At 64.1% G+C, this 20392-nt stretch carries 17 protein-coding genes; 9 read left to right on the forward strand and 8 right to left on the reverse strand.

From position 1 onward, the window contains the following. The first annotated feature begins 89 nt into the window (after nucleotides 1-89). A complete protein-coding gene (locus Q8L25_RS29220) occupies nucleotides 90-503 on the forward strand; it encodes a VanZ family protein (RefSeq protein WP_308922722.1) in 414 nt (137 codons plus the stop codon). 12 nt (nucleotides 504-515) lie between these two features. On the opposite strand, the gene Q8L25_RS29225 is transcribed toward Q8L25_RS29220, so the two are convergent. Next, a complete protein-coding gene (locus tag Q8L25_RS29225; RefSeq protein WP_308922723.1) occupies nucleotides 516-803 on the reverse strand; it encodes a hypothetical protein in 288 nt (95 codons plus the stop codon). A gap of 254 nt (nucleotides 804-1057) precedes the next feature. Between Q8L25_RS29225 and Q8L25_RS29230 the strand changes: the two genes are divergently transcribed. Then, nucleotides 1058-1513, forward strand: a complete 456-nt coding sequence (locus Q8L25_RS29230; RefSeq protein WP_308922724.1) for a hypothetical protein — start codon at nucleotides 1058-1060, stop codon at nucleotides 1511-1513. A 56-nt stretch (nucleotides 1514-1569) separates the two neighbouring features. Here the strand turns inward: Q8L25_RS29230 and Q8L25_RS29235 are convergent, their stop codons facing one another. After that, the gene (locus Q8L25_RS29235) at nucleotides 1570-2676 is read right to left on the reverse strand and encodes a M24 family metallopeptidase (protein ID WP_308922725.1); all 1107 of its coding nucleotides are present in this window, start codon (nucleotides 2674-2676) and stop codon (nucleotides 1570-1572) included. Between the two features lie 248 nt (nucleotides 2677-2924). Here Q8L25_RS29235 and Q8L25_RS29240 point away from each other — a divergent pair, with 248 nt between their 5' ends. Continuing rightward, nucleotides 2925-3923 (forward strand): LLM class flavin-dependent oxidoreductase, encoded by a 999-nt coding sequence (locus Q8L25_RS29240; RefSeq protein WP_308922726.1) that lies wholly within the window; start codon nucleotides 2925-2927, stop codon nucleotides 3921-3923. 146 nt (nucleotides 3924-4069) lie between these two features. Then, on the forward strand, nucleotides 4070-5281 hold the full coding sequence (locus Q8L25_RS29245; RefSeq protein ID WP_308922727.1) for an MFS transporter: 1212 nt from the start codon (nucleotides 4070-4072) through the stop codon (nucleotides 5279-5281). Between the two features lie 8 nt (nucleotides 5282-5289). Here Q8L25_RS29245 and Q8L25_RS29250 read toward each other — a convergent pair whose 3' ends face one another. The 6 genes from Q8L25_RS29250 to Q8L25_RS29275 all read right to left on the reverse strand — a co-directional run bounded on the left by Q8L25_RS29250 (nucleotide 5290) and on the right by Q8L25_RS29275 (nucleotide 12568). Continuing rightward, complete coding sequence (locus Q8L25_RS29250) at nucleotides 5290-6921, reverse strand: M28 family peptidase (RefSeq protein WP_308922728.1); 1632 nt, start codon at nucleotides 6919-6921, stop codon at nucleotides 5290-5292. 96 nt (nucleotides 6922-7017) lie between these two features. Continuing rightward, complete coding sequence (locus Q8L25_RS29255; RefSeq protein ID WP_308922729.1) at nucleotides 7018-7854, reverse strand: HDOD domain-containing protein; 837 nt, start codon at nucleotides 7852-7854, stop codon at nucleotides 7018-7020. 70 nt (nucleotides 7855-7924) lie between these two features. After that, the gene (locus Q8L25_RS29260) at nucleotides 7925-9010 is read right to left on the reverse strand and encodes a BMP family ABC transporter substrate-binding protein (RefSeq protein WP_308925822.1); all 1086 of its coding nucleotides are present in this window, start codon (nucleotides 9008-9010) and stop codon (nucleotides 7925-7927) included. 30 nt (nucleotides 9011-9040) lie between these two features. Next, complete coding sequence (locus Q8L25_RS29265) at nucleotides 9041-9970, reverse strand: ABC transporter permease (protein ID WP_308922730.1); 930 nt, start codon at nucleotides 9968-9970, stop codon at nucleotides 9041-9043. Continuing rightward, nucleotides 9970-11055 carry an ABC transporter permease gene (locus tag Q8L25_RS29270; protein WP_308922731.1) on the reverse strand — a complete coding sequence of 362 codons (1086 nt, stop codon included), beginning with the start codon at nucleotides 11053-11055 and terminating at the stop codon, nucleotides 9970-9972. Before Q8L25_RS29270 ends, Q8L25_RS29265 begins: the two co-directional genes overlap by 1 nt. Next, complete coding sequence (locus tag Q8L25_RS29275) at nucleotides 11048-12568, reverse strand: ABC transporter ATP-binding protein (RefSeq protein WP_308922732.1); 1521 nt, start codon at nucleotides 12566-12568, stop codon at nucleotides 11048-11050. The genes Q8L25_RS29270 and Q8L25_RS29275 overlap by 8 nt, the downstream gene beginning before the upstream one ends. 417 nt (nucleotides 12569-12985) lie before the next feature. On the opposite strand from Q8L25_RS29275, the gene Q8L25_RS29280 reads away from it, so the two are divergent. From Q8L25_RS29280 to Q8L25_RS29300, 5 genes are all read left to right on the forward strand, one after another. Next, entirely contained in the window at nucleotides 12986-13855 is an 870-nt protein-coding gene (locus tag Q8L25_RS29280; RefSeq protein ID WP_374694215.1) for an outer envelope protein, read from the forward strand. Between the two features lie 78 nt (nucleotides 13856-13933). Continuing rightward, on the forward strand, nucleotides 13934-15763 hold the full coding sequence (gene tssF, locus Q8L25_RS29285; protein ID WP_308922733.1) for a type VI secretion system baseplate subunit TssF: 1830 nt from the start codon (nucleotides 13934-13936) through the stop codon (nucleotides 15761-15763). After that, a complete protein-coding gene (tssG, locus tag Q8L25_RS29290) occupies nucleotides 15727-16767 on the forward strand; it encodes a type VI secretion system baseplate subunit TssG (protein ID WP_308922734.1) in 1041 nt (346 codons plus the stop codon). Before tssF ends, tssG begins: the two co-directional genes overlap by 37 nt. An 84-nt stretch (nucleotides 16768-16851) precedes the next feature. Next, complete coding sequence (locus Q8L25_RS29295) at nucleotides 16852-19002, forward strand: type VI secretion system tip protein TssI/VgrG (protein ID WP_308922735.1); 2151 nt, start codon at nucleotides 16852-16854, stop codon at nucleotides 19000-19002. A gap of 12 nt (nucleotides 19003-19014) precedes the next feature. Beyond that, on the forward strand, nucleotides 19015-20382 hold the full coding sequence (locus tag Q8L25_RS29300; protein WP_308922736.1) for a DUF2169 domain-containing protein: 1368 nt from the start codon (nucleotides 19015-19017) through the stop codon (nucleotides 20380-20382). The last annotated feature ends 10 nt before the right edge of the window (nucleotides 20383-20392 follow it).

Here is a 20392-nt window from a genome sequence, read left to right on the forward strand (position 1 = left end):
GGCTTTTTTTTGCCCATGCTTGCGCGTCAGCATGGCGCCCGCGCCGGCCCCCATGTTATGGTTGCCACCTTTCCGCTATTCCACTGATCATGCAAGCCACACTGACCCAGCTTTGTTTCGCCGAGCGCCATGAGCGCCTGCGCTTTCGCACCGCGCTGTTTTTGTACGCGCTGGTGATCATCATCGGCGACATTCCGGGCACGCGCGCCGATGTGGGCCAGTATGCCTCGGGCGTGGTGCTGCATTCGTTCGGCTACGGCGTGCTGGCCCTGCTGCTGTTCAGCGGCATCGCCGGCGGCATGGGCCGCCGCGCCGTGCTGTCGGTGCTGATGGTGGCGGCGATGGGCGCACTCGACGAATTCATCCAGAGCTTCCTGCCCTACCGCCGCGGCGCCGTGTCCGACTGGCTGGTCGACATCACGGCTGCCATGCTGGTGGCCGCTTCCCTGTATTTCCTCTGGCCCAGGATGGTCGCGGCAGGCCTGAAGAAATCGCCTTTGTAAACGGCGCCACCATCACGGCGCGGCGGTCTCGCTGGCGCCCAGCGCCAGGGCCAGCTGTCCCTGCCCCACGGCTGCCTGGCTGGCGGCGCGGCGCAAGACCATGCGCATCTGCCGGCGGCCGCTGGCTCCCGCCGCGCGCGTGGCATCACGCCGCATCGCCATCAATTGTTCTGACCGGGCAAGCCTGGTCAGGCCATGCAGAGCCTGCCTGAGCATATGCCGGGCGCGCCCGTCGTCGAGCATGTCGCCCTCGCCGTACACGGCGATCAGCACCGCTTCAATCAGCTTGTCACTTGTCATACCTGAAAACACCTTTCTCCTGACGGGAACGACGGGGGAGCGCGAGCGCCCTGAATGTTTGCTGCGAGAACATCTTTTATACCAAGCTCAACAATTGGAATACTTGATGTATCTCAACGCTAAACAAGACACATGGAACGTCTTGCCATACCGGCGCTCTTACATGCAGTAGTTACGGCCATGTCCGGCATACGCCACTCATGCGGACTTCCACCCTACTTCCACCATATTGTCACTCCTGAAGGAGAACACAGATGAGAGCAAAAAATACCCTGGCGCTGGCTGGCCTGTCATGCATGCTGCTGGCCGCTTGCAGTTCGACCGATAGCGGCAGCACGGCCATGAGTCGCAGCGGCGAGAACGTCAGCAGTACCGCCAGCGCCACCCAGGCCGCCACGACGCCGGCTTCCGGCAGCATGAACGCCAGCGGCAGCGACATGAGCATGGACGGCAGCCAGTCCGGTGTCAGCATCGCCTCGGCCACCGTGCAGTCCATCGAGCCGGTGGCACGCGGCATGGACCAGGCCAGCGGCGAGACGCAGGCTGGCAGCTCGGGTACCGCGGGCACTACAGCGGGCAGCGCGGACATGTACCGGGTCACGCTGCGGCTGGACGATGGCAGCACGCGCACCATCATGCAAAATTCCGCGCCCACTTATCAGACCGGCGACCGGGTCAAGCTGGTCAACGGCCTGCTGCAAAAATACTGAACCGCACGGCGATGATCACGGCAGGCAGTTGCTGGCTGTCTGTCGTATAGGCTTATCTACTCCAACTCAAGACTCAGCGGACGCCGCCGTCCACGCACCGAGATCGACGGCCAGGCGGGGTCGAAGGTCAGGTTGCGCAGGCGCTGGCCGTTGAGCAAAAAGGTATCTTCCACCATGCCACCAGGCAAGCTGGGATGGAACGCCAGCGCCATGCCATCCTTGAGCAGCAGTTCCGTGCAACTGCCGGCCGCCAGTTCGGGCGCCTGATAGCCGGCGATGCCGCCCTGGCGGTGATTGAGCACGGCGTCGGGCTGGCCGGCATAGGCATAGGCGCTGTCGAGCGCGTGATACACCATGCTCAGCGCATGGCCCGCCTCGCAGGCATCGAGCGCCACCGCTTCGAGCGCCAGGATGGCGGCATCGGCCTCGTCCACGCCGGCCTGGGCCGGGCGGAAGCGGCGCTGGCGGCTGAGCGAAGCGCACAGTCCGAAACGCCGCGCGCACAGCGCCAGCACCACGCTGCTGCCGAGCGGCGTGCTCGACGGCGGCGCGCGCCGGTAGCGCTGCTGGCGCTGCGCGCCCACCGCCATCACATGCATGGTATGCAGGCCGCGCGTCCACAAGGCGCGCGCGCAGGCGCCGGCCAGTTCCTGCTCGCTCCATTCCGGGCGGGCCGCGCGCAGCGCCTCGCTGGCGGCGCTGGCGGCCAGGCGCCCCACCGTGCGGTAGCGCAACTGTTCCGGCGGCAGCAGGGGCAGCCGCTCGTCGCGCAAGACCACGGGCAGGCCGCGCTCGAACACGCCGGGCCGGTCGCACAGCACCGGCAGGCCGCCGGCCGCGTGCTGCACGAAATGCTCGCGCAGCTCGGCCAGGCGCGGCTGCATCCACGGCGTCACCTGCCAGGTCCAGGGGCCGCGTACCTCTTCGTGGCGCAAGCGCTGCGCTTCGGCTTCGTCGGTCAGGATATAGGCGGCGTCACGGGTGACCAGCACTTCGGCATGGCCGCACTCGGTCGACGGACAATGACCGCCCGAGGCGCCGGCCGTGGCCCAGGCAAACCAGTCCGCTCCGCGCAGGCGCAAGGCGCCGGCCCCTTCCTGTTCCAGCCAGCGGCGCATCTGCGCCAGCTTGTGGGCAATTTCCTGCTCAACGGTCCAGTTCATGCGTGCTCCGATCACGGCGGTGACATGGTGCTACAGAAAATCTTATGACTGGTTACCTCAAAAAAAGTTCACCAAGAACGACATGTTTTTTTCAGCCAGCGCAAATCATCACTTTTTTATGGTCCCGTACGCCAACAACAGAATCGTCTTATGATGGTTGCCTGCTGATGCTTGCCACAACCCTGCTGCCATCAGGGGATAGACAAATCATCCATTGTGATTTCCCAACCCGACCCGATATCTCTTTCATGATCCCATTTTCCATACTCGACCTGGCGCCGATCGCCGAAGGCAGCACCGCCTCCACTTCCTTCCAGAACACCCTGGATCTCGCCCAGCATGGCGAGCGCTGGGGCTATCACCGTTACTGGCTGGCGGAACACCACGGCATGCCCGGCATCGCCAGCGCCGCCACGGCGGTGGTGATCGCCCATGTGGCGGCCGGCACCAAGACCATCCGCGTCGGCGCGGGCGGCGTGATGCTGCCGAACCATTCTCCGCTGGTGATTGCCGAGCAGTTCGGCACCCTCGAAGCGCTGCATCCGGGCCGCATCGACCTGGGCCTGGGCCGCGCGCCCGGCTCCGACCAGACCACGGCGCGCGCCCTGCGGCGCGACCTGCAGTCCGACTCGGACCAGTTCCCGCAGGATGTGCTGGAGCTGATCGATTACATGTGCGACGAACCGCGCCAGCGCGTGCTGGCCGTGCCCGGCAAGGGTTCCAATGTGCCGGTCTGGATACTCGGTTCCAGCCTGTTTGGCGCGCAACTGGCGGCCCACCTGGGCTTGCCGTATGCGTTTGCCTCGCATTTCGCGCCGCAGATGATGATGCAGGCAGTGGCCTATTACCGCGAGCATTTCAAGCCATCGAAGCAGCTGGCCAAGCCGTATGTGATGCTCGGCTATAACGTGTTCGCCGCCGATACCGATGCCGAAGCGCATGTGCGCGCCACCTCGATGCAGCAGGCTTTTGTGAACCTGCGCACGGGCCGGCCATCGCGCCTGCAGCCGCCCGTGCCCGGCTACCTGGAACAGCTGGGCCCGCAGGAACGCGCCATGCTCGACTCGGTATTGTCGTGCACCGCGATCGGCTCACCCGCCACCGTAAAAGCCACGATGGCCGCCTTTATCGCCGAGACGGGCGCAGACGAACTGATGATCACCTCGCAGATCTTCGACCACCAGCACCGCTTGCGCTCGTATGAAATCACGGCCCAGGTGCATGCGGAGCTGTCAGTACCGTCGTAACCTTCTCTCCCCGGTATATACTCCAACGTATACCCTTTTCCCGGTCGTCCGCATGGACCGCCGGGATTTTTTTGGTCTTGCTCGGCAAGAAAAATGCTGCACCGTTATGATGCTGATCCAAAAGCATGATTCGAAAGCCGCAACGCATGTCATCGTCCCCTTCTCCCATCAACGCCAGCGCCCTGCTCACCTCCACCCGCATCCTGCTGTTCGCCCTGTCGGCCGGCGTGCTGGTGGCCAGCCTGTACTACGTCCAGCCCTTGACTTCGATGCTGGCCGCCTCCTTCGGCGTGGGCGTGACGCAGGCCGGGTATCTGGTGACCGCCACGCAGATCGGCTATGTGCTGGGCATCGTGTTCCTGGTGCCGCTCAGCGACGTGCTGAACCGTCGCAAACTCCTGAGCTGGATGTTGCTCGCCAAGATCGCGGCGCTGCTGCTGGCCGCCACCAGCCAGAACATCGTCGTGTTTGCGATCGCCAGCGTGCTGATGGGCATTACCGCCAGTGCCCTGATGGTGGTGACCGCCATGGTGGCCTCGTATGCGCCCGACCATAGCCGGGGCCGCATGGTGGGCACCGTGATGACGGGCTTGCTGCTGGGGATCTTGCTGGCGCGCACGGTGTCCGGTACGGTGGCGCAACTCAGCGGTGGCTGGCGCGCCGTGTATGTGCTGGCCGCCGTCGTGGTGGCCGCTTTGCTGGTCATGCTGCGCCGCATCCTGCCCAACGAAGCGCCGCGCGGCAAGCTGCAGTATGGCAAGCTGATGGCCTCGCTGCTGGAGATCATCCGCCAGGAACCGCTGCTGCGCCAGCGCGCGCTGTTCTCCGGCCTGGGCCTGGGCACTTTCAGCGTGTTCTGGACCGGCCTGACTTTTTTACTGAGCGGCGCGCCGTATCATTATTCGGAAATGCAGATCGGCCTGTTCGGCCTGGCCGGCGCCACCGGCGCGCTGGCCGCCAATACGGCCGGCCGCATGGCTGACCGCGGCTATGCGCGGCAAGCAACCTGGCTGCTGGCGGTGGCGTCGATCGCCGGCTGGGCCCTGATCGGCTTCGGCGCGCAATCGTTGACCTTGCTGCTGATCGGCATCGTGCTGCTGGACATGGGCGTGATGGGCCTGCAAGTGACGCACCAGTCCATCATCTACAAACTGGCGCCGCAGGCGCGCGCCAGGGTCACCACCGTCTTTATCGCGGCCGGTTTTATCGGCGCCTCGGCCGGCTCGGCGCTGGCCAGCGCCAGCTTTGCCGCCGGCGGCTGGCTGGCGCTGTGCGCGGTGGGCGGCGCCATGCCGCTGCTGATGCTGCTGGTGTGGAGCAAGTACCGCATGGATCAACGGCGGCTGGAACGGGCCTGACAAATGACCTACTCGCGCGCCTTGCCAAACGCATCACCGGCCTTCCACGCCGGCATCTTGGCACCATTGGCCACGGCCTGCCCCAGGTTCAGGGTGAATTGCGCCTGCTGCGTCATGCCCGACAGATCCCAGCTGGCGTCGTACTCATCGGTCACCTGATGATAGCGCGGGCCATAGGCGGCGGCCTTGGCTTTGGACGCTTCCGGGTCCTTCACGTAATCGCGTCCGCCATTGATGGAAAACGCCGGTACGCCGGCCTTGGCAAAGCTGAAGTGGTCGCTGCGAAAGTATCCACCGGCCAGGTCCGGACGCGCCGCGGCGATCTGCAGGCCCATGGCTTTGGCCACCGTGGCGGCAATGCTGCCCAGCTCCGTGCGCTCGCCGCCCTGGGCGCCCATGTCGCGCGTGGCGCCGACGAAATTGAGGCTGTCCAGGTTCAGCGCGGCCGCCGTCTTGTTCAAGGGCCATAAAGGGTCGGCCGCATACGCGGCACTGCCCAGCAAACCCTGCTCTTCGGCCGCCACCCACAGGAAAATCTGCGTGCGCTTGGCCGGCTTTTTCACCGCTTCCTGCGCCATCGCCAGCAGGCCCGCCGTGCCCGAAGCATTGTCGACGGCGCCGTTGTAGATGATGTCGACGCCGGCTTTCACATCACCTTGTTTGCCCAGGTGATCCCAGTGGCCGCTGTAGATCACGGCCTCGTCCTTCAGTTTTGCATCCGTGCCCGGCACCATGCCGGCGATATTGAACTGCTCCACCTTGCGCACGGCGGACTTCATTTCACCCGTCAATTTGACGTTCAGGGCGACGGCCTGGAAATCCTTGCTTTCGGCCTTGGCGCGCAGCGTGTCCAGGTCCTGGCCGCCGGCCGCAAACAGCCGGCGCGCCGCGCCTTCCGTGATCCAGCCCTGCAAGGGCGTACCAGCGGTGCGATCAGCCAATTGGAAACGCTCGCTGCCGCTCCAGCTGCTCTGCACCACGTTCCAGTCGTACGATGCCGACGGTTTCGTATGGATCAGCAGCACGCCGGCCGCGCCCTGGCGTTTGGCCTCTTCGAACTTGTAGGTCCAGCGGCCATAATACGTCAGCGCCTTGCCGGCAAAGCGGTTCGGCTCGGCTTCGGTGGGCTGCGGGTCGTTGACCATCACGACGATGATCTTGCCTTTCACATTGATCCCCTTGAAGTCGTTCCAGCCCTCTTCCGGCGCCGTCACGCCATAGCCGGCAAACACCAGCGGCGCATCAAACGCATGTGCCGGCACGGAGTCGCCGGTGGCCCAGACCCAGTCCGGACCAAACGCCAGCGGCACGGCCTTGCCGTCGCCAGCCACGGCCTGCAGCGAACTGTCCTTTGGCAGCGATTTCACGCCGGCGATCTGCACGCTCTGGCGAAAACTGTTGCCGCGCACCGGCTGCAAGCCGATCAGGCGCGCCTGGCTTTCCAGGTAAGCCACCGTCAGGTCGGCGCCGCGCTGGCCGGTACCCCGGCCTTCGAGCAAGTCATCGGACAGGAAGGCCAGGTGGGCGCGCAGCGGCGCTTCCTGCACCACCGGCAAGTTGCTGGCGGCGTGAACGGGAAACGCCAGCACCAGGCCGGTGGCGAGGCTGGTGGCGGCCAGCGATGAAAACAGTTTCTGCATGAGATCCTTCGGATAAGAGGACGAAAAAAAACCGGGCGGCGGATAGCCGCGCCGGCGATTGCATGTGACACAGGGAAAATATTACACCAGCAAAGACTACACAAGCAAAGCAGCCGCCAGCGATTCGATCTCTTCGGCCGATTCCTCGAGGATGGTATGCAGGGTAGAGCCACCGGTGCCGAAGTCGATCAGGGCCGCCGCGCGGCGCCGCTCGGCCACTTCCGGCGGATGCAAGGGCGAAGCGACGGGCGCGAGGTCGTTGGCCAGCACCAGGGTGGCGCCCAGGGTACGCGGCGGGAACGGGCCGCCGCCATGCCACAGGCCTTCCACCGCCTGCAGCACCTGGTCCGGCACTTCGAGCTGGCGCAGCACGCCGCGGCCGATCAGCTTTTCACCGTATTCGAGCCAGTCTTCGGTATTGCTGTCGAGCAGGCCCGGATATTCCTCGGCACGCGACAGCAGATAAAAGCCGCCCACCTCATGCACGATGGCGGCGAACATGGCCGTTTCAGGATCGACATGCGTGACCTTCTTGGCCAGCACCTGGCTCAGCGCGGCCACATGGGCCGTGTGTTCCCACAGCCTGGCCGTCTTGGCGCGCAGTTGCGGATCGGTAATCTGGCTGCCCAGCTGGCGCACGATGACGGACGCCACCATCGACTTCAGGGTGGCAAAACCCAGCCGCGACACGGCCGCGCGCACATTGGCGATTTCATTGCCGGAACGGTTGTAGGCGGCCGAATTGGCCAGCGCCACCACGCGCGCCGACAGCAGCGGCTCGGCCATCACCATATGGGCCGCCGTCTCAATATGGCAATCGGGATCGTCCAGCGCTTCCTGCAGTTTCAGCGTCGCCTTGACGTTGGCGGGAAACGTCAGCTCGCCCTTGCTGGCCTGCTGCGCGATGATCTTGAATACGTCGAGTCTGTCCATGTCTGTCTCCGGTACGGCCCTGCGGGCTCTGCTGCGTGGATCGTACCGGCAATACTACATCAAGTTTGTGTTACTTGCCGGAAACCTTTCCAGCCACGCCTTCGACAAAATAATCCATTTTCGACAAGGCCGTATCGTCCAGCACGCCCTTCTCCAGGCGCACCTTGCCGTCGTTATCCTTGATCGGTCCGGTGAACGGATTGAGGGTGCCGGCCACCAGTTCTTTCTCGCGCGCCGCCACGAATTGTTTCACCTCGGCCGGCACGCTGTTGTTGATACCCTCCAGCTTGACCATGCCGTCCTTGATGCCGCCCCAGGTGCTGCTGGTCTTCCAGGTGCCATCGATCACGGCCTGCGCCTGTTTGGTGTAGTACGCGCCCCAGTGGTGGGTGACGGCGGCCAGCTGCGCTTTCGGGCCATATTTCTTCATGTCCGAATGGTAGGCGATCGCATACTTGCCCTTTTCTTCGGCGGCCTGCACCACGGCGGTCGAGTCCGTGTGATGGGTGATCACGTCGGCGCCCTGGCCGATCAGGGTGATGGCGGCATCGCGCTCCTTGCCCGGATCGAACCAGCTGTTGACCCACACCACTTTCACTTCCGCTTTCGGATCGACGCTGCGCATGCCGCGCGTAAAGGCGTTCACGCCCTGCAGCACTTCCGGAATCGGAAATGCCGCCACGTAGCCGGCCACATGCGACTTGCTCATCTTGGCCGCCAGCACGCCGGCCAGGTAGCGGCCTTCATAGAAGCGCGCATTGGTATTGGCCACGTTGACGGCCGTCTTGTAGCCGGTCAGGTGGATGAATTTTACGTTCGGAAACTGCTTGGCCACCTTCAGGGTCGGATTCATGTAGCCGAACGAGGTGGTGATCACCAGCTTGCTGCCGGTCTGCGCCAGGTCGCGGATGACGCGCTCGGCATCGGCGCTTTCCGGCACGTTTTCCACATACTTGGTGGTGATCTTGCTGCCCAGCGCCTTTTCCATTTCCTTGCGGGCGATATCGTGCTGGGTAGTCCAGCCGGCGTCGCCGATGGGGCTGATATACACGAAGCCGATATTCAATGGCGCAGCGGCCGGCGCGGCGGCGGCCATGGCAACGGCCGGCATCAGTACGACACCGCACAGTGCGGCACGCAGCATTTTATGGGTCATGATGGACATGGTTTTCCTTGTGGTGAGTGATTAATTACCTGGATTGAAGTTTTTTCCCAGCGAGGCCGGCATATTGAGCTTGATATAGTTGGCATTGCTTGAAATGAGCACCAGCACCACGATCGCCGCCAGATAGGGCAGCATCGACAGCAGCTGCGAGGCGATGGGCACGCCGATCGCCTGCGCATGGAAGGTCAGGATGGTGATGCCGCCAAACAGATAGGCGCCACCGACCACGCGCGCCGGGCGCCAGGTGGCAAAGGTGGTCAGGGCCAGCGCAATCCAGCCGCGTCCGGCGACCATGCCCTCGACCCACAGCGGCGTGTAGACCAGCGACAAGAAGGCGCCGGCCAGGCCGCAGCAGGCGCCGCCGAACAGCACCGCCGCCAGACGGATGCGGCGCACCGGATAGCCCAGCGCATGGGCCGACGATGGCGACTCGCCCACCGCGCGCAGCACCAGGCCGGCGCGCGTGCGGTACAAAAACCAGGCGATGGCCGCGCACAGCAGCAGCGACAGGTACACCATCGGATGCTGGCGGAACAGGGCCGGCCCGACGAAAGGGATATCTTCCAGCAACGGTATGCCGAAGCGGCCGTTCCGCAGGCTGTGGGCCACGTAGTTCAGGCCGATATAGGTCGAGGCGCCGGCGCCGAACAGCGACAGCGCCAGCCCCGTCGCATACTGGTTGGTGCCGAGCCACACCGTCAGCCAGGCAAAAAAGCCCGACAGCACCATGCTGGCCGCCGCGCCGGCAATAAAGCCCAGCGTGGCGCTGCCCGTATTGACGGCCACGGCAAAGCCGGTAATGGCGGAGACCAGCATCATGCCTTCGGCGCCCAGGTTGACCACGCCCGCTTTTTCATTGACCAGCAAGCCGAGCGCGGCCAGCATCAGCGGCGTGCCGGCATTGATGCTGGCGGCAATCAGCGGCGCCAGAGTGAGTGCAAGGTTGTCCATTATTTTCTCCAGTGCAGTTTGTATTGGATCAGCACGTCACAGGCCAGCAAGGCGAACAGCAAGATACCCTGGAACACACCGGTGATCGCGCTGGGCAGGCCCAGGCGCGACTGCGCCAGTTCGCCGCCGATATAGAACAGGGCCATGACGAAGCTGGAAAAGAGTACGCCCACCGGATGCAGGCGGCCGACAAAGGCGACGATAATCGCGGCAAAGCCATAGCCGGGCGAGACTGTCGGGGTCAGCTGCCCCATCGGCCCCAGCACTTCGCACACGCCGGCCAGGCCGGACAAGGCCCCGCAGATCAGCAGCGACGACCACAGCGCCTTGCGCGAGGAAAAGCCCGCATAGCGCGCCGCGGCCGGCGCCATGCCGCCCACCCGCAGGCGGAAACCGGAGATGCTTTTCGACAAGAACAGCCAGCCGCCCAGCGAGGCCAGCAAGGCGAACACGATGCCGACATGCAGGCGCGTGTCCGCCAGGATGGTCGGCAGCAGCAAGCCGTCGGACAACAGTTTCGATTGCGGAAAGTTAAAACCTTCGGGGTCGCGCAGCACGCCATACACCAGGTAGCTGAGCAGCAATTGCGCGATATACACCAGCATCAAGGACACCAGGATTTCGCTGGCGTTGTAGCGGTCGCGCAGCCAGGCCGTCAGCCCGGCCCACGCCATGCCGCCGGCCATGCCGGCCAGCAGGGACATCGCGATAATGCCGGTGCCATGCATACCAACGCCGCCATCGCCCGTATCGAAATACAGCGCGGTCGCGCCGCCGCAGATGGCGCCCAGGGTCAGCTGTCCTTCGGCGCCGATATTGTAGACATTGGCGCGAAAGCACATCGCCAGGCCGACCGCGATCAGCAGCAGCGGCGCGACCTTGATGCCCAGCTCGGACCAGCCATGCAGATCGCGCATCGGTTCGACAAAGAACACGGCCAGGCCCGCCACCGGGTCCTTGCCCAGCGCCGTAAACAGCAGCGCGCCGCACAACACCGTCAGCAGCACCGCCAGCACCGGCGACAGCCACGACATCAGCCGCGACGGCGTCGGCCGTGCTTCCAGGTAAAAGGCCAGCTTAACCATGCGCCGCCTCCTGCGCCTGCGGCCACAAGCCGCTCATCCATTCCCCCACCAGGGTCACGCTGGCGTCTTTGACGGCCAGCGAAGGCGACAATTTCCCTTTCGCCATCACCAATAATCGGTCACTGATTTCAAACAATTCGTCCAGCTCCTCTGACACCACCAACAAGGCACAGCCGGCGTCGCGCAGCGCCAGCAGCTCGGCGCGGATCTGGGCGGCGGCGCCCACGTCCACGCCCCAGGTCGGCTGCGCCACCACCAGCACCGTGGGCTGGCGCAGCACTTCGCGTCCGACGATATATTTCTGCAGATTGCCACCCGACAGGCTGCGCGCCAGCGCCTGCGGCCCGCCCGCTTTCACCTGGAAGCGGGCGATAATCTCGCTTGCCCGTTGCACGATGGCGTGGCGGCGCAGGAAGCCGTGGCGTATCGTGGCCGGCGTCTGCAGGCTCAGCAGAATATTGTCGGCCAGCGACATGTCCGGCACGGCGCCCCTGCCCAGCCGTTCCTCCGGCACAAAGCCGAAACCCAGTGCGCGGCGCTTGCCGGGCGACAGGCGTCCGGCCGCTACATTGCCCAGTTCGATGGCGCCGGGGACCGCGCGCGTATCCTCGCCCGACAGCGCGGCCAATAGCTCCTGCTGGCCATTGCCCGACACGCCGGCGATGCCGACGATCTCGCCCGCGCGCACCGTGAAACTGACATCGCGCAGTTCGGTGGCGAACGGATGGCTTTTGGGCAAATTCAAATTCTTCACGCTCAGCATGGCCGCACCCGGCGCGCTGGCCTGGCACGTGACGGCCGGTGGTTCGGCGCCGATCATCATGCGCGACAGGCTGGCCGAAGTCTCCTGCGACGGATCGCAGACGCCGACGTTCTTGCCTGCGCGCACCACCGTGCAGGTGTGGCACAGCGCGCGGATTTCATCGAGTTTGTGGCTGATGTACAGAATGCTGCAGCCCTGCGCGGCCAGCAGGCGCAAGGTGTCGAACAGCTTTTCGACGGCAGCCGGGGTCAGCACGGAAGTGGGCTCGTCGAGGATCAGCAACTGCGGCTTGGCCAGCAGCGCACGCACGATTTCCACCCGCTGGCATTCGCCCACCGACAAGGTATGCACATGGCGCTGCGGTTCCAGCTCCAGGCCATATTCGCGCGCGGTTTCCTCGATGCGCTGCGCCAGTGCCGCCAGGTCGGTGTCGGCCGGCAAGCCGAGCGCGATGTTTTCCGTGACCGTGAGCGTATCGAACAGCGAAAAATGCTGGAACACCATGGCGATGCCCAGCGCGCGGGCGGCCGACGGGTTGGCGATTTCGACCTCGCGGCCATTCCAGGCCATCTGGCCGCCATCGGGTTGTACGGCGCCGTAAATGATTTTCATCATGGTCGATTTGCCAGCGCCATTTTCGCCGAGCACGGCGTGGATCTGGCCCGGTTCGACGGTGAGATGGATGCCGTCGTTGGCCACCACGGACGGGTAGCGCTTGCTGATATTGATGAGTTCCAAACGTGCCGTCATCTGTATTTTCTGCCTGGTGCAGGCGCTTGCCCAACGTTGATCGGATAGCAGGCGCACCGCATCGCAGTGCGCCATTGCCATCTATCGTATCGGCATCCGCGCGCTTGATGTGGACGGGTTTGCAGGGGGAACTTGACGTTTCTACAAAAAAACAACACCCATGCGTGTTTTTGAAAAAATATTGCCCCCTCTACCACAGCCCCGCGCCCCGGAGCGCCACGTTGGTGCGATGATTATATGCAAGAACCAATAGTCATTATCTCAATAATACATATCGCCGGACGTGGCGGTTCTCGCATCATGGATTGAACGGAGCGCAAGTTGTCGACATTGCGCCGCATCGTATGCCTTATGCCTCACGTCATCGCGCTTTGCCAGATAACTACCATTTTTTAACATCGCTACCAGGAGTTCAAATTGCCTAAATTTACATCGTGTCTGTTGCCGTGCCTGTGCCTCGCCGCCACCTTCGGACTGGGCGCCACCGCCCACGCCGCCGACTGGAGCGACACCGCGCTGAGCTGGCGCGCCGGCAATGATTATCGCGAGCCGTTCAACCCCGATGACATCAAGAAAAACATCTTTGCCATCACCCATGCCAGCGGCTACAAATACGGCAGCAACTTCGTCAACCTCGACTTCCTGATGTCCGACAGCAAGGACCCTGGCGCCCTGGGCAAGACTTCCGGCGCGCAGGAAGCGTACCTGGTCTACCGCAACACCATCGATATCGGCAAGGTGCGCGGCAGCGACATCAAGTTCGGCCCCGTGCGCGGCGTGGGCGTCACGCTGGGCTTCGATGTCAACACCAAGAACGATGTCGGCTACAACTCGCGCAAGCGCATGCTGGTGGCCGGCCCGACCCTGATGTGGGACGTGCCCGGCTTCTTCAACACCAGCCTGCTGCTGCTGCGTGAAAGCAATGCCCCCAGCGGCGCCTTCCCGCCCGTCTCGCTGGTCACCGGCCGCTACACCTACAAAACCCACGCGATGCTGACGGGCGCCTGGGGCATTCCGCTGTCGCCGCTGTTCTCGTTCGAAGGTTTTTTCAACCTGATCGATGCCAAGGGCAAGGATGAAGTGGGCCGCGATACGGCGGTCGAAACGAATATCGACATGCAGGTGATGTTCGACGTGGGCGCGGCCATGGGCAACGCCAAGAACACCTTCCGCGTCGGCGTCGAGTACCAGTACTGGAAGAACAAGTTCGGCAACTCGGCCGCCACCACGGGCAACAAAGGACAGACGGCGAAGACGCCGATGGTACGCGCCGAGTACCATTTCTAAGCTGCATTGCCTTAAGTCAATATCGACGATCGCCTCTGATGCCAGCATGGAGCTTTCCAGCTGGCAAAGAAGGCGATCGTGGAACAGCTCCTGCCGTATTACGAACGCGAACTAGGCTTGTTTCGCCAGTACACGCGTGAATTTTCCAGCCGTTTTCCGCGAGCCGCCGGCCGCCTGCTGATCGCCGGCGACAGCTGCGAGGACCCGCATGTCGAACGGTTGATCCAGTCCTTCGCCCTGCTCACGGCGCGCATCGCCAAGCGCCTCGACGACGACTATCCGCAGTTCACCGAGTCGCTGCTGGAAACGCTGTACCCGCATTACTTGCGGCCGTTTCCCTCGTGCGCTATCGTCCGCATCGCCCAGGACGAAGCACAAGCGGCAGGCCAGGTCGCCACCATCGCGCGCGGCACCGTGCTGCGCTCGCCGCCGGTGCAGGGCGTGGCCTGCAAATTCACCACCAGCTTCGACGTGACCATCGCGCCGCTGGCCATCACGCAGCTGCGTTTTTCAGCGATCATCGACGCGCCGCCCGGGCTGGTCCTGCAGGATGTCGCCAGCGCCCTGCTCAGCATCGTGTTTGCCAGCACCAGCGAACATTTTGATCTGCAGCAAACAGGCTTGCAGCAGCTGCGCGTGTTTGCCGATGGCGAAGCCTCCTTGCGCGCGGCCCTGCTCGACGCGCTGTTCCTGCGTGGCGCGGGCGCCTATGTGGCGCTGGACCAGCACGGCCCTTGGCTGGCCGTCGAAGGTGACGTCTTGCGGCCGGCCGGTTATACCGATCAGGAAGCCCTGATCCCGTGCTCGCCCCGCGCGCATCCGGCGCAGCGCCTGCTGACCGAATATTTTGCCTTTCCCGACAAATTCCATTTTGTCGATATCGCCTGGCCGCTGCTGGCGGCACTGTTACCCAAAAACACGCAGCAGTTCACCTTGCACTTGCCGCTCAAAAACCTGCGCAGCGACAGCCATGCGGCGCGCCTGCTGGCCGGCGTGCATGCCGGTAACCTGCTGCCCGGCTGCACGCCGGTGGTCAATCTGTTCGCCAAGCCGGGCGTGCCGATCCGCCTCACGCACACCGAAGCCGATGCGGCCCTGCTGGCCGACGCCACCCATGCCGGCAGCTACGATATCTACAGCATCGCCAGCGTCACCATGTTGCGCAAGGACGCGGCCGGCGAGCGATTGACCTCCTTCCTGCCCCTCCATGACGCGCGTAGCGGCGACCTGGGCCACTACTGGCTGGCGCGGCGCGACGAGACCGTGGCGGCCGTCAGCCCCGGCCATGAAGTACGGCTGACCCTGATCGATCCGCAGTTCTCGGCCGAGTCAGCCGCGTTTGCCACCGTCTCGACCGAACTGCTGTGCAGCAACCGCGACCTGCCCAGCCGCCTGCCCTATGGCTTGCCGGGCGGCGACCTGAAAGCCGAAGAAGTTCCTGACGGCATGCCGATCCGCTTCCTGCGCAAACCGACCACCAGCCACCGATTCGATACCGGCAACGGCGCGCACTGGCGCCTGATCGCGCACCTGTCCCTGAATTATTCGGCCCTGACGCAGGCGGGCCTGGCGCCGTTCCAGAAAATGCTCAGCCTGTACGACCTGCCCCGCTCACCCGCCACGCAGCGGCTGATCGACGGCATCACCAGCCTGGAGCATGGCAGCACGCGCGACTGGATCGACACGCTGCCCTTCCCTACCCTGATGCCGGGCGTGGCGATACGCCTGGGGCTCGACGAGCAGGCTTTTGTCGGCAGCAGCCTGCATGTGTTCGCCCAAGTACTCCAGCGCTATTTCGCCATGAACAGCCAGCTCAACTGCTTCAGCCGCTTGTCGCTGGTGTCGCAGCGCAGTGGCGAGGAACTCGTACGATGCCCAGCCCGCTACGCCGACAGCACGCCAGCCTGATCCAGCAATTGCTGGACGCGCCGCAGCGCTTCGACTGCTGCCAGGCGCTGCGCCTGCTGCTGGGCTGGCTGCACGCACACGGCATGCCGCCCGCCGATGCGCTGGCCAACCTGGTGCGCTTCGACAACAGCGTGTCGATGACGTTTCCGGCCGGCCAGATCGAATCGCTGTCGGCGGCCGGCCTGCATGACGCGCAACAGTTGCTGCAGGCGGTGCTGTCGAGTGATGCGCCGAAGATCCACCTGACGCCCACCTTCATGGGTTTCCTGGGCATGCACGGCAGCCTGCCCAGCCATTATTCGGAGCGGATCGCCGGCGAAGCCGATGCCGGTACGCGCGCCTTTCTCGACATCTTCTCCAGCCGCGCCGTGGCCCTGTTCTACCAGGCCTGGGAAAAATACCGGATCGAGCACGCCCCCGTGCACACCACCTTGCTGCCCTGCCTGCTGGCGCTGGCGGGCGCATCGCACGATGCCATCGGCATGCCGCCCGACATCATCGGCCTGTACAGCGGCCTGCTGCAGCAAAGCAATGTGTCGTCGCTGGTGATGGCGCGCATCCTCGGCGACCACTTCGGCGTGCCCTGCGAGATCGTGGAAAACACGGGCATGATGGAATTGCTGGCGCCGCGCGAACAGACGGCGCTCGGTGGCGCCAATGCGATGCTGGGCCAGCGCGCCATGCTGGGTGAGCGCTGCCTTCGGCCGGAGCTGGCGTTGCGCTTGCGCATCGGTCCCTTGAGCGCGGCGCAGCACGCCGGCTTCCTGCCGGGCGCCGCCGCCAGCGTGCGGCTGCAAGCCATGCTCAGGCTGTTCGGCCAACCGCTGTTGCGCTACGACGTAGTCCTGCTGCTACACGCCGATGCGGTGCATGGCGTGACTCTGGACGGCGCGCAGGCGGGCCTGGGCTGCGACAGCTTTCTCGGCCATTGCCAGCCCGGCACGCATCGCGACGACATGCACTACCGCATGCACCTGATGGCCGCGCTGGATCTCGATGCATGACACTTGCGTCCGCTCAAAACGGCTGTGCTTGCCATTGCTACAGTCGGCGCTCCGGCCCCCACACCCGTACATCAAGAGGCAAGCATGAACCTGGTCCAGGACGCGGCTGAACGCTTGACAGCATTGCTTGGCGACATGCAGGGCGACCGCCTGCTGCGGCTGCACTTTCCGCAAGGCGACGCACCAAACGGCACCTTGCTGCTGGCCAATGCGCTCGACGCCAGCGAAAGCCTGTCGCGCGATTTTTCCTATGTGGTGGAAGTGCTGTCCGATAACGCGTCCATCCCGCTGACGGCGCTGATGGGCAAGATGGTCAGCATCGAACTGGTGCGCGAAGACGGCAGCCTGCGCTACTTCAATGGCCATGTGTTCGAGTTCCGCTTCCTGCGCACCGACGGCGGCTTCGCCTTTTACGAGATAGTGCTGGAACCCTGGCTCAGCCATTTGCGCTTGCGCCACAACAACGTGGCCTTCCACGGCAAGACGGTGGCGGACCTGACGGAACTGGTCTTCAACGACTACCTGATGCGCGACTACAAGCTGGCCGCCGGCGGCCCCGACCCGCTCATCACGTATATCTGCCAGTACCGCGAAAGCGACCACAACCTGCTGCACCGCCACTGGGAACAGCTGGGCTGGCACTACCGCTACGAACACCGGCGCGACGGCCATACGCTGTGGCTGTCCGACGATACCACCAGCGGCCAGCCCATCGATGGCGAGATCAGCAGCATGCCTTTCCAGCACCAGGCCGGCAGCCTGGAAGACGATGGCGTGCACGACTGGAGCCCGGTGCGGCGCATGGCGCCGGGCAAGATGACGGTCGCCAGCTTCAACTTCAAGAACCCGCGCAGCGCCCGCGCCAGCGGCGACTCGCTGAACCGGCAAGGCGCCGTGCCGCAGCTGGAAGTGTATGAAAACACGGGCAGCTACGGCTTTAAAAATATCGACGATGGCGAACTGCTGGCCAGGCGGCGCATGGAGGAGATCGACGCCCAGGGCCAGTTGTACCAGGCGCAAGGCAACGACCGCACGGCCCAGCCGGGCCGCTGGTTCACCCTCAGCGGCCATTTCGATGGCGGCGCGGGCAAGGCGGCCACCGAATACCTGATCATTTCCGTGCACCATCACGCCAGCAATAACTACCAGCAGGGCCGCAACGCCACCTCGCACTACAGCAACAGTTTTACCTGCCTGCCGCGCGATACGCCCTGGCGCCCGGGCCGCCATTTCCACAGCCACGAGGTGCGCATGGCCGGCGTGCAAACGGCCACCGTGGTCGGCCCGCCCGGCGAGGAGATCCATACCGACGGCTATGGCCGGGTCAAGGTGCAGTTCCACTGGGATCGCCTCGGCACCTTCGACGACAAGAGCTCGCCCTGGATCAGGGTCGTCTCGAGCTGGGCCGGCGCCAACTTCGGCCACATCAGCCTGCCCCGGGTCGGCATGGAAGTGGTGGTGCAATTTTTGGACGGCAATGTCTCCATGCCCATCATCATCGGCTGCGTCTACAACGCCCGCAATATGCCGCCCTGGGACCTGCCCGCCAACAAGACCCAGAGCGGCATGCTGAGCCGTTCATCGAAAAGCGGCACCACCTCGCACGCCAACGCGCTGCGCTTCGAGGACCGCAAAGGGGCGGAAGAACTCTGGCTGCACGCCGAAAAAGACCAGCGCATCGAGGTCGAACACGATGAAGCGCAGTGGGTCGGCAACGACCGCCGCAAGACCGTCGACCGCGATGAAACCGTGCAGGTCAGGCGCGACCGGACCGAGACGGTGGGGCGGGACGAGACCATTTCGATACACAACAACCGTACCGAGCAGGTCGACCAGCACGAAACGATCACCATCGGCGGCAACCGCTCGAAAACCGTCTACAAGAATGCCAAGGATTACATTCAGAAAAACTGGTCGGTACGCGTCAGCAAGACGAAGACCGAGACGATCGACATGGCCTATCTGCAGAACGTGGGCATGGGCCGCATGGAAAATGTCGGCCTCGGCTACAGCTTGAATATCGGACTGGGCATGCACACCGTGGTCGGCCTGAACCAGACCACCCGTGTCGGCAAGAAAGTGCATCTGATCGCTGGCGAGGAACTGGAAATCACGGTAGGAAGCGCCGCATTGCTGATGAAGTCGGACGGCAAGATCTTTCTGAATGGTACCCAGATCAGTATCGAGGCGAGCGGGCCATTGCAGATTCTCGGTCATGACGTGGATGTCAACTGAAGCGGGGCCGTCATGGAATTTCGCAACCTGACACCCTTCCCCGCGATTGCCTTCGATGCGCTGGACCAGCGCGATATCCGTTTTCACACGGTCGTGATGCGCCTGACCTTGACCTTGCAGCCGGACGGTACGCTGGCGTTCGCGCAAGAACAAACGCCGCTGCTGGCCAGCGACGTGTATTACGGCGAGGCCAATCTTTCCAGCGTGCGCCAGGAGTCTGATTTTGCGCCGTACAAGCCTTGTACCGACGTGATCGTCAATGCCCATGCCTATGCGCCAGGAGGCCGGGCATTGGAACAGTTCCTGGCCGGCATCGAAATTCAACGCGCCGCCATCGTCCCCGACCTGCCGCCACGGCCGCATGGCATGAATCAGTTCACGCCGCCGTCTGCGGCACAACTGGCCGATTGGTCCAGGCGGTGCAACGCAGCCCAGCGGCAAGCACAGACAGAAGCGGTGGTGCTGTCGAAAAACCTGCTGGTCAGCGGACCGCGTCTGTGGCGCTATCGTCCCCGTCTGTTGCGGCTATTGAGCGGCTTCACACTGCATGCATGGCGTCTGACGCGGGCGAGGCCGATTCAGGCCCTGCCCTTGCGTTATGAACTCAGCTACGGCGGCGAGAACAAGGTTAACGCGGACAGCACCGATGCAAGACGGGTGCCGAAGCGACATCGCCTGCCTGCGGCTGCGACCCAAGCCGGTGCGCCGCTCGCGCATAGCGTGCACCTCGGCAATCCCGTCGGCCGCGGCTGGATGGAGCGCTGGTATCTGAATGCCATCCGCAGCAAGCGGATCGTCGCACCGCAGCTGACTTATCCGCACGACCGGATGCGCCCGCATGCACCGTTCCATGCTCACGTCCCTGCCGGCTTCGGCGCGCTAGGTCGCGCCTGGCAACCACGGTTGCCGTTGGCCGGCACCTACGACCAGGCATGGCTCGATGAACGCCACCCTTGCCTGCCGTTTGATTTCGATTTTCGCTACTGGAATGGCGCCCCCGAAGATCAACAGATATACCCCCATCTGGACGGTGACGAGAACGTCACCCTGTACAACATGTGCCCGCCGAAAACGCCAGGCGCAAGCCGCGACGGCAATGGCAACACCCGCCTTGCCTTTTGCTTGCCGGGTCATTTGCCTTTCGTGCTGCTGCGGTTTGCCGATGGCCAGCTCGGTGAATTGGCGGCCAGGCTCGACACCTTGCTGATCGAAGCGGTCCCTGAATCACCGCCTGCCGCGTTCTCCGTCCAGGTCGTCTGCATCTGGCGCGCGACGTTGGCGGCTGAGCCACCGGTGCGGGTGATGGAAGCGCGCATGATTTCCACCCACGACGCATCGGCGATGCGCGCCACGGCCGACACGCCAGCGCCAGCCCACTGACTGGAGACCA

It is taken from the genome of Janthinobacterium sp. J1-1, from assembly GCF_030944405.1.
Lineage (GTDB): Bacteria > Pseudomonadota > Gammaproteobacteria > Burkholderiales > Burkholderiaceae_D > Janthinobacterium.